This is a genomic window from Nocardioides marinquilinus (assembly GCF_039543705.1).
Lineage (GTDB): Bacteria > Actinomycetota > Actinomycetes > Propionibacteriales > Nocardioidaceae > Nocardioides > Nocardioides marinquilinus.
Genome location: NZ_BAABKG010000007.1, coordinates 49,310 through 64,184 on the forward strand (window position 1 = coordinate 49,310; position 14,875 = coordinate 64,184).

Genomic DNA, 14,875 nt, shown 5'->3' on the forward strand with positions numbered 1-14,875 from the left:
CAAGGCCCGGGGTGGCGGCCCGGCATCCCGTCGGGACGACGTCGGCGGCCCGCCGCGACCTCACATGCCGTCGATGAGGCGCTGCACCCGCTCGTCGTGGGAGCGGAACGGGTCCTTGCAGAGCACGGTGCGCTGCGCCTGGTCGTTCAGCTTCAGGTGCACCCAGTCGACGGTGAAGTCGCGCCGCTTCTCCTGCGCCTTGCGGATGAACTCCCCGCGCAGCCGCGCGCGGGTGCTCTGCGGCGGCACCGACTTGGCCTCGAAGACCCGCAGGTCGGAGGTCACCCGGGCGACCGCACCCCGCTTCTCGAGCAGGTAGTACAGGCCGCGGTTGCGGTGGATGTCGTGGTAGGCGAGGTCGAGCTGGGCGATGCGCGGGTGGCCCAGCGGCAGGCCGTGCTTGGCGCGGTAGCGGTCGATGAGCTTCCACTTGATGACCCAGTCGATCTCGCGGTCGACCAGCCCGAGGTCGTCGGACTCCACGGCCTTCAGGCCGCGCTCCCACAGGTCGAGGGTGCGCTCGATGACGGGGGTGGCGATCTGGCGGCGGTCGACGAAGTCGCGGGCCTTGGCGAGGTACTCGCTCTGGATCTCGAGCGCGCTGGCCTCGCGGCCGTTGGCCAGCCGCACCTTGCGGCGTCCGGTGAAGTCGTGGCTGATCTCGCGGATGGCGCGGATCGGGTTCTCCATCGTGAGGTCGCGCATCACCACGCCCTCCTCGATCATCCGCAGCACGAGGTCGCAGCTGGCGACCTTGAGCATCGTGGTCGTCTCGCTCATGTTCGAGTCGCCGACGATGACGTGCAGGCGGCGGTACTTCTCGGCGTCGGCGTGCGGCTCGTCGCGGGTGTTGATGATCGGCCGGCTGCGGGTGGTGGCGCTGCTGACGCCCTCCCAGATGTGCTCGGCGCGCTGGCTGACGCTGTAGCTCGCGCCGCGGGGGGTCTGGGTGACCTTGCCGGCGCCGACGACGATCTGCCGCGTCACCAGGAACGGGATGAGGACGTCGGCGAGCCGGCTGAACTCCCCCGCCCGGCCGACGAGGTAGTTCTCGTGGCAGCCGTAGGAGTTGCCGGCGGAGTCGGTGTTGTTCTTGAACAGGTAGATCTCGCCGGCGATGCCCTCGTCGTGCAGCCGCTGCTCGGCGTCGAGCAGCAGGCCCTCGAGCACCCGCTCGCCGGCCTTGTCGTGGGTGACGAGCTCGGTGACGTCGTCGCACTCGGGCGTGGCGTACTCGGGGTGGCTGCCGACGTCGAGGTAGAGCCGCGCGCCGTTGCGCAGGAACACGTTGCTGCTGCGGCCCCAGCTGACGACCTTGCGGAACAGGTAGCGGGCCACCTCGTCGGGGCTCAGCCGTCGCTGCCCCTTGAACGTGCACGTGACGCCGTACTCGTTCTCGATGCCGAAGATGCGCCGGTCCACGTCTCGACCCTACGGGCTGGCCGGGTGCTCGCGTGGGTGGTTCTCACCTGCCGCGCCGGGCGGTCGGCGCGGGGTGGCTACCAGCTGGGGCGCAGCGGGAAGCCGTCGGAGCCGTCGTCCGCGGTGCGGACGGCGAGCACCTGGTGCAGCTGCACCTCGTTGCGCTCGAACCCGACCCGGCAGGCGGCCATGTAGAGGCCCCAGACGCGGGCGGTGCCGAGGCCGACCTCCTCGACGCAGGCGTCCCAGTTCTCGACCAGGTTGCGGTTCCAGTCGCGCAGCGTCATCGCGTAGTGCAGCCGCAGGTTCTCCGAGTGCATGACCTCGAGGCCGGCGTCCTGCGCCTCGGTGATGATGCGGCCGCTGCCGGTGAGCTCGCCGTCGGGGAAGACGTAGCGGTCGATGAAGGCGCCGGTGGCGGCGGGCCGGTTGTCGTGGCGGGTGATGCAGTGGTTGAGCAGCCGGCCCTCGGGCTTGAGCCGGTCGCGCAGGAAGCCGAAGTAGGCCGGGTAGTTGCGGATGCCGATGTGCTCCGTCAGGCCGATCGAGCTGACCGCGTCGAAGTCGCTCTCGAGCACCTCGCGATAGTCGAGGTGGCGCACCTCGGCGAGGTCGCCGAGCCCGGCGGCGTCGATGGCCCCCTTGGCCCACTCGGCCTGCTGCCGGCTGAGGGTGACGCCGAGGGCGCGGACGCCGTACTCGCGGGCCGCGTGCATGACCATCCCGCCCCAGCCGCAGCCGACGTCGAGCAGCCGCTGGCCGGGCTTGAGGTCGAGCTTGCGGGCGACGAGGTCGAACTTCTCGGCCTGCGCCTCCTCGAGCGTGGCGTCCGCGTGCGGGAAGACGGCGCAGGTGTAGGCCATCGAGGGGCCCAGCACGTGGCGGTAGAAGGCGTTCGAGACGTCGTAGTGGTGGCTGATCACCTCGGCGTCGCGGGTCAGCGAGTGCCGCACGCCCTCCACGAGACGCCGCCAGCGGGGCAGGTGCTCCTGCGGCGGCGGGGGCGGCGGCTTGAGGTTCGACAGGCCGAGGCCGCGCACGATGGTCACCAGCTCGGACGGCGTCGGCGCCCGGAACTTGGTGTGGTCCTTCAGCTTCGCCATCACCCCGTAGGGGTTGCCCGGGTGCTCGCCGTGGACGACGAGGTCGCCGGCCACGTAGGCGCGGGCCAGGCCGAGGTCGCCGGGCGCGGTGACGAGGTACTGCAGGCCGCGCTGGTTGACCAGCTCGAGCCGGATGTCGGCGTCCTCGGGGCCGGCGGCGCTGCCGTCGTACGCCTCGAACCGCAGGGGCATGCCGCCCCGGGTCAGGTCGGCGATGACGTCGGCGATCTTGAAGTCGGGCTTGGGGGTGCTCATCGGTGCATCACTTCCTGCGGACGGTCTTGTCGTAGAGGCTGGTCAGGCGGTCGTCGGGGTCGTAGGTCGCCTTCACCGCCGCGAGGTGGGCGCCGCCGTAGAGCGCGTCGAAGGCCTCGCGGTCGTAGAACGCCTCGGAGTAGAGGGACTTGTGACCGTCGAGCTCGTGGACCATCGCCTCGATCGCGCGGTTGCGCGGGGCGTCGGGGGCGTCGGGGCCGACGTGCACGGTGCCCCAGAAGCCGACGTTGACGTAGGGCTCACCCGCCTCGAGGGGGTAGGCCGGCCACGGCCGCCGCGCGACGAGCGGGCACAACCACACCGGCCGCATCCCGACCTCGCGGTCGAACCAGGTCAGGAACTCCGCGAGCCGGCCGACCGGCACCTCGATGTCCTGCACGACCCGCTCGCGCATCGGGCGTCCCGCGCGCCGGTCGAGCCGGTCGGCGACGTCGAAGCGCCGGTCGAGGCCCAGGAGCCTCATGTAGACGTCGGAGCGGCGCAGCGAGCGCGGCCAGAGCCGGCGCAGGCGGGGGTTCTGCGCACCGAAGGCGCCCGAGCACCAGAACCAATCGGTGTCCCAGCGCCACAGGTAGTCGTAGGAGGTGAGCACGTCGGTCTCGCGCTCCTGCAGCGAGCGGAAGAAGACCTGCTGGCCCGCGTAGTCGGACGTCGCGCCGCCGGGCCCGGGCTCGTCGCTCCAGCGCGCGAGGGTGAGGTAGAGCTCGTCGGGCGTGAACGCGACGCCGTCGAGGCCGTCGACCCGCTCGCCCTCGTGCTCGCCGCTCTCGACGATCGACTCGATCGTCTTGGCGAGCAGGTCGGCGTCGTCGAAGCGCACGTGCCGCAGCGCCACGTACGGCGCGATCGGCTCGAGCTCGATGCGCAGCCGGGTGGCGTAGCCGAGCGAGCCGTAGGAGTTCGGGAAGGCGTCGAACAGCTCGTCGCCGGGGCGCACGGTGACGACCTCGCCGGCGCCGGTGAGCACGTCCATCTCGAGCACCGACTCGTGCGGCAGGCCGTTGCGGAAGCTGGTCGACTCGATGCCGAGCCCGGTGACCGCTCCCCCGAGCGTGATGGTGCGCAGCTGCGGCACCACCAGGGGGACGAGGCCGTGGGCGAGCGTGGCGTCGACGAGGGTCTCGTAGGTGCACATGCCCTGCACGTCGGCGGTGCGGGCCCCGGCGTCGACCTCGAGGACGCCGGTGAGACCGGAGACGTCGAGGCCGGGCGCGGTGGTGGCGGCACGCACCCGGAACAGGTTGGTGGTGGGCTTGGCCAGCCGCACGGGCGCTCCGGGTGGGATGGCGGCGTAGGAGGCCACCAGCCGCTCGACCGCCTGCTCGTGCTCGGCCCGGGTCGTCATTCCTCGCAACTTACCCCGCTCGTCGGGTGCTCGCCGTCCGGGTCGCAGGGTGGTCGCCCGGGCGTCGCCGCCGGGTGGTCAGCGGCTGAGGTTGCGGCCGATCCGCACGCCCTCGGCCACGACGCCGATCGCGGTGACGACCGAGCCCAGCGCGGCGACCACGTAGCCGCCGAAGACCAGCACGTCGCGGTCGCCGTCGTCCGCGGCGGCGGCCACGACGGCCCAGCCGACCACGGCGACGACGAAGCCGACGAGGATCCAGCCCCAGGCGGTCTGCTGCTCCCCCGGCGCGGTGGGCCGGTCCGGCGTCGCGCCGGCCGCGCCCGGGCCGGCCTCCCACACGACGTCGCCCCCGCACTCGGGGCAGGTGCGGTCGCCGATCGCGACGTCGTGCCCCTCGACGCACCTCCACCCACTGCTCACGGCGGCATTCAACCGGATCCGCCCGGTCGCGTCGGGGATCATGGGACGGTGACGTTCGCGCAGGTCGGCACCGGCTCGGCCGCGCTGCGCCTGGCAGCCGAGGCCGGGACCCGCGACGCGCGGCTGCAGGCCGACCTGCGGCGCGACGCGCTCGCCGCCAGCGTGGTGGTGCCGGCCTTCCTGGCGCAGGGGTTCACCGACCTGGTCGGCTACGTCGACGGGGTGGCCGCCGACTGGCGGGGCTTCCCGGGCGTGCGGCGCTGGGAGTCGGTCGAGGGCGAGCTGGTGCTGGAGGCACGGCACGAGTTCCGGCGGCTGTGGCTGCGGGTGACGATGCGCGTGGGCGGACCCGGCTGGGGCGACGACGGCTGGACGGCGTGGGCCGACGTCGACGTCGACCCGGGCGAGAGCTGCCGCGCTTCGCCGCCGAGCTGCGGGCGGTGCTGGAGGGCTGAGCCGCGGCCCGCCGGCTACGACGACGCGACGACGGCGCCGGACTCGTCGGCCAGGTGGACGACGACCCCCTCGCCCCCGAGCTCGGCCAGCACGGCACGGTCGGGCTCGGTGAGGTGGTCGAGCTCGGTGGCCCGGCCGAGGACGACGGCCGCCGCCAGCCCCCGGGAGCCCGAGGCCACCGACATGGCCGCGCACACCTGGACGGCGCTGAGCTTGAGCGCCTCGAGGTCGACCGTGGCCCCGGCGTAGGTGCGGCCGTCGAGGTCGCGCACCGCGGCCCCCTCCGCCGCCTGCGTACGGGCCCGGGTGGAGCGGGCGAGCGTGACCAGCTTGGCGTCCTCGGGGCTCAGCTCGACCATGCGCCGATCCTAGGGGCGCCGCCCGTCACCGCCGGGGTGGATCCCACCCGGCCGCGATCCGCTCCGACGGCGGATGTCTGACCGGAGTCAGGCATCTCGTCGCGTGGGCGATCGCGGTCGGGTCCGGCCGCGGTCGGCGCCGTGCGCGATCCGCTCCGATCGCGGATGCCTGACCGGAGTCAGGCATCTCGTCGCATGGGCGATCGCCGACGCGTCCGGCCGCGGGTCCGCTCCGGTCCGCCGTCAGGCCCCCGACGGACGCAGCAGCGCCTCGAACCCCGACGGCATCGACAGCACGCCGTGCGGCAGGTGGACGCCGACCGCCTCGGCCAGCCGGCGCAGCAGCGCCTCCGGGCCCACGGGCGCCGCGACCGACGCGAAGCCAGCGGCCCGGGCGCCCGCCGCAGCGGCCTCGCTCGACTCGGGCGGGCGCAGCTGCTTGAGGAACGCCAGCGGCGACGGCGTCGCGAGCCGGACCCGGTCGCGCTCGACGCCGGCGAGCGCGCACGCCCGGTCGAGGGCGAGCGCGCTGCCGCCGAGGTGGTCGACCAGGCCCCGCTCGGCCGCGTCGGCGCCGGTCCACACCCGGCCGCGGGCCAGCGGCTCGAGCACGGCGAGGTCGAGGCCGCGGTCGGCGGCCGCCTTGGTCGTGAAGTCGGCGTAGACCTCGTCGAGCCAGGCGTCGAGCACCCGCCACGCCTCGTCGTCGAAGGGCACGGTGGCGGCCATCAGCGACGCCCGCGGGCCGGCGTCCACCGGCTCGTGCACGATGCCGGCGCGCTCGAGCAGCCGCCCGACGACGATCTTGCCGGCCAGGACGCCGATCGAGCCGGTGAGCGTGGTGGGCTGGGCCACGACCTCGTCGGCGGCCATGGCCACGAAGTAGCCGCCGGAGGCCGCCGCGGTGCCCATGGTGGCGACCACCGGCGTGCCGGCCTCGCGCAGCCTGACCACCTCGCGCCGCATCGCGTCGCTGGCCACGTAGGAGCCGCCCGGGCTGTCGACCCGCAGCACCACCGCGCTCACGTCGTCGTCACGACCGACCTCGCGCAGCCGGGCGGTGACGTCGTCCCCGGCCTGCCCGGGCCGGGCGGGGCCGAGGACGATCGGCCCGGTCACGTCGACCACCGCGACGGCCGGCTGGTGGTGCCGCGTGAGACGGGCCAGCGTCTCGCGGCGCCCGCCGTCGGAGTGGTAGCGCTGCAGGTAGCGCAGGTCGACCCCGCCATCGCCGCCGTCTGCGCCGCTTCCGTCGCCCCACTGCTCCCGCAGCCGGGCGTAGACCTCGTCGCGGTAGCCGAGCCGGTCGACCAGCCCCGCCTCGAGCGCCCGCGCGGCCGACAGCGGCGCCTGCGCCACCGCCTCGCGCACCGGCGCGGGGTCGAGGGAGCGGCGGGCCGCGGTGCGGGCGACGGTGTCGTCGAGGATCGAGTCGGCCAGGCGCTGCACCATCTCGCGGTTGGCGTCGCTGACCTCGGTGGCGCCGAGCTGGTCGGCGGCGGACTTGTACTCGTGGCGCTGCCCGAACTGCGGGTCGAGGCCGAGCTTCTCCAGCCCGCCCCGCAGCAGCGTGATGCCGAGGTGGACGCCGGCCACCCCGAGCGCGCCGGACGGCTGCAGCCACACCTCGCCGGCCCCGAGGGCGGCGCGGTAGCCCGCGAGCCCGCTGGTCAGCTCGCCGAAGGTGGCGGTCCAGGCGATCGACGGCTTGTGCTCGGTGAAGTCGGCGACCAGGCCGGCGACCTCGTCGGCCTGGGCGAGCGTCAGCGGGCAGGTGCCGAGGTGGACGACGAGGCCGCGGACGGCGTCGTCGCCGGCCGCGCGCCGCAGTCCCTCGCGCACCGCACGCACCGACGGCGCGAGCCGCAGCCGCCACGCCTCCAGCGGGTTGGCCGGTGGCGCGAACGCCACCCCGCCGGCGAGGTCGAGCTCGAGGACGACGTGGCGCGCACGCTTGCTCATGCCCCGACCCTAGGGCGGGGGCGAAGCCGCACCTCAGGTGCCGGCCGGCTCGCTCTCGGCCGGGTCGGGCGTGGCCGGGACGACGCGCCGGATGCGCACCGTGCCGATCTTGTTGCGGCGGCCCGCGGCGTCCTCGGCCTCGAACCGCAGGCCGTGCGCCTCGACGGTCGATCCCGGGATGGGCACCCGGCCTAGGTGCTTGGCCATGAGGCCGCCGACGCTGTCGACGTCCTCCTCCTCGACGTCGAAGCCGAAGAGCTCGTCGAGGTCGTCGACCGGGTAGCGCGAGGAGACGCGGAACTCGACGTCGGGGTCGTCGGGGTGCTCGCCGCGGCCGTCGGTGGGCCCGGTGCCGGCGTCGAGCCGCTCGACGGCGATCTCGTCCTCGTCGTACTCGTCGGTGATCTCGCCGACGATCTCCTCGAGCAGGTCCTCGATGGTGATCAGGCCGGCGGTGCCGCCGTACTCGTCGACCACGACCGCGATGTGCTGGCGCCCGGCCTGCATGTCGCGCAGCTGGGCGTCGACGGGCTTGGACTCCGGCACCCACACCACCGGGCGCATGACCTCCTCGACGTGCTGGGTCAGCTCGACGTCGGGGGCCTCGAAGTCACGGCGGACGATGTCCTTGAGGTAGGCGATGCCGCGGATGTCGTCGAGGTTCTCGCCGATCACCGGCAGCCGCGAGAAGCCGCTGCGCAGGAACAGCGACATGGTCTGGCGCAGGTTCTTGTAGTGCTCGATGAACACGACGTCGCCGCGCGGCACCATCACCTCGCGCACGGTGGTGTCGCCGAGCTCGAAGACCGAGTGGATCATGCGGCGCTCGTCGTCCTCGATGAGCGCGGAGGCCTCGGCGATGTCGACCAGCTCGCGCAGCTCGGTCTCGCTCGAGAACGGTCCCTCGCGGAAGCCCTTGCCGGGCGTGATCGCGTTGCCGAGCAGGATCAGCACCTTCGGCAGCGGCCCGAGGACGGCGGTGAACCCGGTCAGCGGGGCCGCCGACCACAGCGCGACGGTCTCGGAGTGCTGCCGGCCCAGCGTGCGCGGCCCGACGCCGATGACCACGAACGAGATCACCAGCATCACCGCGATCGCGACCAGGATGCTGATCCAGCGCTCGCCGTCGAGGCCGCGGTCGAGCTCGATGGTGACCAGCACGATGGCGGAGATCTCGCACAGCAGCCGCAGCAGCAGGGCGGTGTTGAGGTGGCGGGGGGCATCGTCCAGCAGCCCGACGAGCCGCTTGGCCCCGGCCCGCTCGTCGGCGGCCAGCTCGTCGGCGCGGGCCTTGGAGAAGCCGGCCACGGCGGCGTCCACGGCGGTGAAGACACCGGCCAGCACGACCAGGACGGCGGCGGCGACCAGGGTGAGGGTCACCGCGTCATCACCGGGTCATCACTGCGACATCACTGCGACCGCCACGCGGCGAGCAGCTCGTCCTGCAGGCCGAACATCTCGCGGTGCTCCTCGGGCTCGGCGTGGTCGTAGCCGAGCAGGTGCAGGATGCCGTGCACGGTGAGCAGCTCGAGCTCGGCCTGCGTGCCGTGGCCGGCGGTCTCGCCTTGCTTCTCCGCGATCGCGGGGCACAGCACCAGGTCGCCGAGCACGCCCTCCTCGGGCTCCTCGTCGAGCAGCCCCGGGCGCAGCTCGTCGATGGGGAAGGCGAGCACGTCGGTGGGGCCCTCCTTGTCCATCCACTGCTCGTTGAGCTGGGCGATGGTCTGCTCGTCGACGGCCTTGATGCACAGCTCGGCGAGCGGGTGCACCCGCATGCGGTCCATCACGAACCGGCTCAGGCCGGCGAAGTGACGCACGTCGAGCCGGTGCCCGGACTCGTCGAGCACCTCGATGCTCACGCGTGGATCACCCGGCCCGTCAGCGCTGGCGCTCGGTGGCCTGGGCGAGGCCGCCGCGCGCGTCGAACTCGTCGTAGGCCGCCACGATGCGGCCGACCAGGCGGTGGCGGACGACGTCGTGCGCGGTGAGGCGCTGGAAGGAGATGTCGTCGACCTCGTCGAGGATGTCCTGGATGACGCGCAGGCCGCTCTTGGTGCCGCTGGGCAGGTCGACCTGCGTGACGTCGCCGGTGACGACGATCTTCGAGCCGAACCCGAGCCGGGTGAGGAACATCTTCATCTGCTCCGGCGAGGTGTTCTGCGCCTCGTCGAGGATGATGAAGGAGTCGTTGAGCGAGCGGCCGCGCATGTAGGCCAGAGGCGCCACCTCGATGGTGCCGGCGGCGAGCAGCTTGGGGATCGTCTCGGGGTCGATCATGTCGTGCAGCGCGTCGTAGAGCGGGCGCAGGTAGGGGTCGATCTTCTCGCTCAGCGTGCCCGGCAGGAAGCCGAGGCTCTCGCCGGCCTCGACGGCGGGGCGGGTGAGGATGATGCGGTTGACCTGCTTGGCCTGCAGCGCCTGCACCGCCTTGGCCATCGCCAGGTAGGTCTTGCCGGTGCCGGCGGGGCCGATGCCGAAGGTGATGGTGTGCTTGTCGATGGAGTCGACGTAGCGCTTCTGGTTGAGCGTCTTGGGCCGGATCGAGCGGCCGCGATTGCTCAGGATGTTGAGCGAGAGCACGTCGGCGGGGCGCTCGGTGGTCTCGGCGCGCAGCATCTGCAGCACCCGCTCGACGGTCTCGGTGGTGACGCCCTGACCGGTGCGGATGATGGTGACGAGCTCGTCGAGCAGCCGCTCGGCCAGCGCCACCTCGCCCGGCTCGCCGCGCAGCGTGATGCGGTTGCCGCGTACGTGCACCTCGGCCTCGAAGCTCTTCTCGATGAGGGCGAGGTGCTCGTCGCCCGGCCCGAGGAGGCTGACCATGTCGATGCTGTTGGGGACGATCACGGTGTGGCGGGTCTGCAGGTCACCCGAGCCGCCGGGATCGCGGTTCACGCGGGTCTGACGGGCGGCTGCGCGGGTGCCGGTGTTCGGTTCGGTCATCAGTGCCCGGTGCGGGCGGCCTTTCGGTGCGACGAAGTTCTGGTGCAGATTCCATGCTACGTGAGCGTTCCGACCACTCCCAGCGACTTCGAGGCCGTACGGTGGGAGCGTGCGACAGGACGAGTGGCGCGACGAGTTCGACGAGGACGTCGACCCGGACGACGACGCGCCGCCGTACTGGTTCCCCGGCCAGCACCTGCCCGAGCACGCCCGCGGCATGGGTCTGACCCACCACGTGCCCGACGGCGCGCTGCTCGACTTCGCCGGCAGCCTCGACGGCACCAAGCCGCTGCACCGCATCACCGCCTGGGTGCTGCTGGTCGTCTTCGGCCTGCCGGTCGTCTTCGCCGTGATGCGGCTGTTCTACGCCTGGGGCTGAGCGTCCGCGCGACCCGTCGCCCACGGCGGCGCGGGTGGTGACGACCCCGGGTCAGCCCGGCGGCCAGGCGAGGTCGCGGCCGGCGAGCACGTGCAGGTGGGCGTGGAAGACGCTCTGGCCGGCGCCCGCGCCGGTGTTGAACACCAGGCGGTAGTCGTCGTGCCCGGCGGCGACCGCCACCGCCGCGGCGGTGCGCACCAGCTCGGCCGACGTCTCGGGGTCGCCCGCGGCGAGGGCGGCGGCGTTCTCGTAGTGGTCACGTGGCACGACCAGGGCGTGCAGCGGCGCCTGCGGGCTGACATCGCGGAAGGCGACGGTGCGCTCGGTCGTGTGCAGCACCTCGGCGGGGACGTCGCCCGCCACGATCCGGCAGAACAGGCACTCGGGAGCATTAGCCACGCCGACACGGTAAACCCCGGGACCGGGGTGCGCGTCGCACTAGCGTGACCATCCATGCGGTTCTCGAGGCGCCCGTGACGCGCGGCCGCGCACGCAGCCACCTCTCGGCCGTCCCGGCCGAGGGGCCGGCCGAGGCGAGCCGCGCCTGGGACGCCGACGCCGCCGTCGAGGCGCTCTACGCCGCCCACTGGCGCCGCCTGGTGCGGCTCTCGGTGCTGCTGGTGCGCGACGTCGGCACGGCCGAGGAGGTGGTGCAGGACGCGTTCGTGGCCATGCACGGCCACTGGAACCGGCTCCGCGACCCCGACAAGGCGGCCGCCTACCTGCGCCAGACCGTCGTCAACCGGTCCCGCTCGGTGCTGCGCCACCGCGGCGTCGTCGAGCGCCACGCGGCGCGCGAGCGTCCGCTCGAGCCCGACGTCCCGGCCGACGCCGACGTCCTCGCCCGCGACCGCCGCGAGCAGGTGCTCGACGCCCTGCGGGCGCTCCCCCAGCGGCAGCGCGAGGTGCTCGCGCTGCGCTACTACCTCGACCTCTCGGAAGCCGACATCGCCGACACCCTGGGCATCAGCCGGGGCGCGGTGAAGTCGCACGCCTCCCGCGGCGCCGCCGCGCTGCGCGCCCACCTGGACGGAGCGGACCTGTGAGCCACGACCCCGACGACGACCTGCGTCGCCTGCTCGACGACGCCGTCTCGCGCGTCGAGCCCGCCGACCGGCTCGGCGAGATCCGCGAGCGCACCCGGACGACGTCCGCCGTGACGTCGCGCCGCCGGGGCTGGCTGGTCGCGGGCGGCGGGGTGCTCGCCGCCGCGGCCGCCGCGGCGGTCGTCGTCGCGGTGGTGACGACGTCCGGCACCGACGACGGCCTCGATGAGGCCGCGGACCCGGCCACGTCGGCATCGACCCCTGCGTCGACCACGGCGTCGACCACGGCGTCCGGACCCCCCGCCGCCGGCCTCTCACCGAGCGGCGACCCGTCGCGGTCGGTCGCGCCCGAGCCCGGCCAGCCCGCCGGCACCACGCCGGTCTACTACGTCGGCGACGGCCCCGACGGTCCCGACGCCCCTGCCGAGGTGCTCTACCGGTACTTCGAGCCGGCCGCCGACCCCCTCGAGCTGTTGATGAGCGAGCCCACCGACCCCGACTACCGCACGCTGTGGCCCGAGGGCTCGCTGCTGTCGTTCAGCGAGGAGGACGGCCGCTTCGTCGTCCTGGTCGACGGCGACACCCCCGTGGACGACGAGCTGGCCCGGCAGCAGCTGGTCTACACGCTGCAGGGCGCCACCGGGTCGGACCTGACCGTGCAGCTGCAGTACGCCGACGACATCGGCATCACCATCCCGCCGATCGAGCGCGCGCCCGAGCTCGACGTCCTGTCGCACATGAGCATCAGCGATCCCGGGGAGGACTTCGTCTACGACGACGACTTCACCGCCCGCGGCCGCGCAAACGGCTTCGAGGGCACGGTGTTCTGCCAGCTGCTCGACGCCGACGGCGAGGACGTGTGGTCGGGCGCGGCCATCGCCGGCGGACTGCTCGACAGCACCATGAACCCGTGGCGGCTACGCGTCGACCTCGACGGCGTCGCGCCCGGTCGCTACACCTTCCGCTGCCAGACCGACGACCCGACCGGCGGCGCGGAGGGCCGCGGCTCCGACGTCGACACGCGCACCATCACCGTCGAATGAGCCTGGATCAGACCTCGACCCCCACAAGGATGGAGCCATGACCCCCCTCACCCGTGCCGCGGGCCTCGCGACCGCCGCCCTGCTCGCGACCTCGCTGCTCGCCGGCTGCGGCGACGACGACCCCGAGCCCACCTCGGGCGACCGGGCCGACGACCCGGCCGCCATCCCGTCGGCGAGCGACGACGCGCCGTCCGAGTCCGCGACGAGCGACGCGGGCGAGACCGGCGAGCCGTCGAGCGAGCCCACCGAGGCGACGTCCGAGCCCGCCGAGGAGGCCGAGACGGTGCCCGTCTACTTCACCGGCGACAGCCCGACGGGCCAGCGGCTCTACCGCGAGTTCCACCCGCTCACCGGTGACGACGCGATGACCGAGGCCGCCGCGCTGCTCGTCGCGGGCGACGCCTTCGACCCCGACTACGGCACGCTGCTCGACGGGGTCGACGTGGCACGCGTCGAGCAGGCCGACGGCGCCATCGTGGTCACCCTCGGCGAGGAGTCGCTGACCCAGGCCGGCAAGGGCCTGTCCCCCGACGACGCCGCGACCGCCGTGCAGTCGCTGGTCTACACGCTGCAGGGCGTCGCGGGCACCCGCGAGCCGGTGCGGGTGCAGCTGGCCAACGGCGACCCCGTCGACCTGTTCGGCCAGCCCACCGGCGACGGCATGAAGGCCGGTCAGCAGCTCGAGGTGCTCTCGCTGGTCAACCTCGACCTCCCCGAGGAGGGCACGGTCGTCGACGACGGCACACTCGAGATCCAGGGTGTCGCCAGCTCGTTCGAGGCCACCGTGCCGTTCTTCGTCACCGACGCCGACGGCAAGGAGGTGCTGCGCGACTTCACCACCGCCGACGGCTGGATCGACAGGCTCTACCCCTGGGAGGCCGAGCTCGACGTCTCGTCGCTGCCGCCGGGCGACTACGTGCTGCACGCGCAGACCGACGACCCCACCGGCGGCACCGAGGGTCCCGGCCCCTACGAGGACACCCGCGCGTTCACGATCGGGTGAGGATCACCGCCCGGCAGCTCAACCGCACCCTGCTGCGGCGCCAGCACCTGCTCGAGCGCCGCAGCGCCACCGTGCTCGACGAGTGCCGCCACCTCGTCGGCCTGCAGGCGCAGGACAACCTGCCCCCGTTCCTCTCCCTCGCCGCCCGGCTCGACCCGTTCGACCCCCACGAGGTCACCCGCGGCCTCGAGGACCGCAGCCTGGTGCGGCTGCTGACCATGCGCGGCACGGTGCACCTGCTCGGCGCGCGCGACGTCGGGCTGCGGGCCTGGACGGCGAGCGTGCACGAGCGCGAGATCGGGTCGAGCCAGGTCCTCGGGTCGGTGCGCGAGGTCGACCGGGCGGCGTTCCTGGCCGCGCTGGACGACGTCCTCGCCGGCGGGCCGCTGCCGCAGAAGGCGATCGGCGAGGCGCTGGCCCCGCGGTTCCCGGCCTACACCGCCGTGCAGCTCGGCCAGCTCGCCCGCTCGGCCGCGCCGCTGGTGCAGCTGCCGCCGCGCGGCACGTGGGGCGGCTCGGGCGCCGTCGTCTACGACCACGCCGCCCGGTGGACCGGGCTCCCGCTCGACGCGCCGCCGGTCGAGGACGTCGTCCGCCGCTACCTCACCGCCTTCGGCCCGGCCCGCGCCGCCGACGTCACCGCGTGGTCGGGCGTGACCCGGCTCGGCCCGGTGCTCACCGCGATGCACGCCGCCGGCGAGCTGGAGCGGCACGAGGACGAGCGCGGCCGGGCGCTGTACGACGTCCCCGGCGGCGAGGTGGCCGACGCCGGCGAGCCCGCCCCGGTGCGGCTGCTCGGCACCTACGACAACGTGTGGCTCAGCCACGCCGACCGCGACCGCGTCACCGAGCCCTCCGCGCGCAGCGGGTGGGCGCCGCTGCCGGGCGGCCGGGTGCCGAGCACGCTGCTGGCCGACGGGTGGGTCGTCGGGCTGTGGGTCGTGACCGAGGGCCGCGTCGAGGTCATGAGCACCCTCCGGCCCCTCACCCGCCGCGAGCGTGACGAGCTGGCCGAGGAGACGGCGCGGGTCGAGGCGCTGCTGGCCGGCTGACCGATCCCGACGCCCACTGTTCACCGCGGCGTTCACCTGGACGTCGTCCGGGCGCGGCTGGCT

15 protein-coding genes and 1 pseudogene are annotated in these 14,875 nt (G+C 73.8%); 6 read left to right on the forward strand and 10 right to left on the reverse strand.

Annotated features, from left to right (window positions below; all coding sequences use genetic code 11):
* Window positions 1-60 precede the first annotated feature (60 nt).
* From pafA to ABEA04_RS21445, 4 genes are all read right to left on the reverse strand, one after another.
* Complete coding sequence (gene pafA / locus ABEA04_RS21430) at window positions 61-1,422, reverse strand: Pup--protein ligase (protein WP_345463829.1); 1,362 nt, start codon at window positions 1,420-1,422, stop codon at window positions 61-63.
* Window positions 1,423-1,499: 77 nt separating this feature from the next.
* Window positions 1,500-2,780 carry a class I SAM-dependent methyltransferase gene (locus ABEA04_RS21435; RefSeq protein WP_345463832.1) on the reverse strand — a complete coding sequence of 427 codons (1,281 nt, stop codon included), beginning with the start codon at window positions 2,778-2,780 and terminating at the stop codon, window positions 1,500-1,502.
* Window positions 2,781-2,787: 7 nt separating this feature from the next.
* Window positions 2,788-4,146 (reverse strand): FAD-binding oxidoreductase, encoded by a 1,359-nt coding sequence (locus tag ABEA04_RS21440; protein ID WP_345463835.1) that lies wholly within the window; start codon window positions 4,144-4,146, stop codon window positions 2,788-2,790.
* Window positions 4,147-4,224: 78 nt separating this feature from the next.
* Window positions 4,225-4,569 (reverse strand): hypothetical protein, encoded by a 345-nt coding sequence (locus ABEA04_RS21445; protein WP_345463838.1) that lies wholly within the window; start codon window positions 4,567-4,569, stop codon window positions 4,225-4,227.
* 48 nt (window positions 4,570-4,617) lie between these two features.
* Between ABEA04_RS21445 and ABEA04_RS23045 the strand changes: the two are divergent.
* Window positions 4,618-4,974: pseudogene (locus ABEA04_RS23045) on the forward strand (DUF6228 family protein); the annotation flags it as partial.
* A gap of 65 nt (window positions 4,975-5,039) precedes the next feature.
* Here ABEA04_RS23045 and ABEA04_RS21450 read toward each other — a convergent pair.
* From ABEA04_RS21450 to ABEA04_RS21470, 5 genes are all read right to left on the reverse strand, one after another.
* Window positions 5,040-5,384: a cytidine deaminase gene (locus tag ABEA04_RS21450; protein WP_345463841.1), complete on the reverse strand. Its 345-nt coding sequence runs from the start codon at window positions 5,382-5,384 to the stop codon at window positions 5,040-5,042.
* A gap of 243 nt (window positions 5,385-5,627) precedes the next feature.
* Entirely contained in the window at window positions 5,628-7,346 is a 1,719-nt protein-coding gene (locus tag ABEA04_RS21455; protein ID WP_345463844.1) for a S49 family peptidase, read from the reverse strand.
* A 33-nt stretch (window positions 7,347-7,379) separates the two neighbouring features.
* A complete protein-coding gene (locus ABEA04_RS21460) occupies window positions 7,380-8,726 on the reverse strand; it encodes a hemolysin family protein (protein ID WP_345463847.1) in 1,347 nt (448 codons plus the stop codon).
* 29 nt (window positions 8,727-8,755) lie between these two features.
* Window positions 8,756-9,205 (reverse strand): rRNA maturation RNase YbeY, encoded by a 450-nt coding sequence (gene ybeY / locus ABEA04_RS21465; RefSeq protein ID WP_345463850.1) that lies wholly within the window; start codon window positions 9,203-9,205, stop codon window positions 8,756-8,758.
* Window positions 9,206-9,224: 19 nt separating this feature from the next.
* Complete coding sequence (locus ABEA04_RS21470; protein WP_425577060.1) at window positions 9,225-10,289, reverse strand: PhoH family protein; 1,065 nt, start codon at window positions 10,287-10,289, stop codon at window positions 9,225-9,227.
* 109 nt (window positions 10,290-10,398) lie between these two features.
* Between ABEA04_RS21470 and ABEA04_RS21475 the strand changes: the two genes are divergently transcribed.
* Window positions 10,399-10,668 carry a hypothetical protein gene (locus tag ABEA04_RS21475; RefSeq protein ID WP_345463854.1) on the forward strand — a complete coding sequence of 90 codons (270 nt, stop codon included), beginning with the start codon at window positions 10,399-10,401 and terminating at the stop codon, window positions 10,666-10,668.
* Between the two features lie 51 nt (window positions 10,669-10,719).
* Here ABEA04_RS21475 and ABEA04_RS21480 read toward each other — a convergent pair whose 3' ends face one another.
* The gene (locus ABEA04_RS21480; protein ID WP_345463857.1) at window positions 10,720-11,067 is read right to left on the reverse strand and encodes an HIT domain-containing protein; all 348 of its coding nucleotides are present in this window, start codon (window positions 11,065-11,067) and stop codon (window positions 10,720-10,722) included.
* A 74-nt stretch (window positions 11,068-11,141) separates the two neighbouring features.
* Here ABEA04_RS21480 and ABEA04_RS21485 point away from each other — a divergent pair, with 74 nt between their 5' ends.
* The 4 genes from ABEA04_RS21485 to ABEA04_RS21500 are packed head-to-tail and all read left to right on the forward strand — an operon-like array spanning window position 11,142 to window position 14,812.
* Window positions 11,142-11,714 carry a SigE family RNA polymerase sigma factor gene (locus ABEA04_RS21485; protein ID WP_345463859.1) on the forward strand — a complete coding sequence of 191 codons (573 nt, stop codon included), beginning with the start codon at window positions 11,142-11,144 and terminating at the stop codon, window positions 11,712-11,714.
* Window positions 11,711-12,757 carry a Gmad2 immunoglobulin-like domain-containing protein gene (locus ABEA04_RS21490; RefSeq protein ID WP_345463862.1) on the forward strand — a complete coding sequence of 349 codons (1,047 nt, stop codon included), beginning with the start codon at window positions 11,711-11,713 and terminating at the stop codon, window positions 12,755-12,757. The genes ABEA04_RS21485 and ABEA04_RS21490 overlap by 4 nt, the downstream gene beginning before the upstream one ends.
* Window positions 12,758-12,794: 37 nt before the next feature.
* Complete coding sequence (locus ABEA04_RS21495; protein ID WP_345463865.1) at window positions 12,795-13,760, forward strand: Gmad2 immunoglobulin-like domain-containing protein; 966 nt, start codon at window positions 12,795-12,797, stop codon at window positions 13,758-13,760.
* The gene (locus ABEA04_RS21500; protein ID WP_345463868.1) at window positions 13,757-14,812 is read left to right on the forward strand and encodes a winged helix DNA-binding domain-containing protein; all 1,056 of its coding nucleotides are present in this window, start codon (window positions 13,757-13,759) and stop codon (window positions 14,810-14,812) included. Before ABEA04_RS21495 ends, ABEA04_RS21500 begins: the two co-directional genes overlap by 4 nt.
* The last annotated feature ends 63 nt before the right edge of the window (window positions 14,813-14,875 follow it).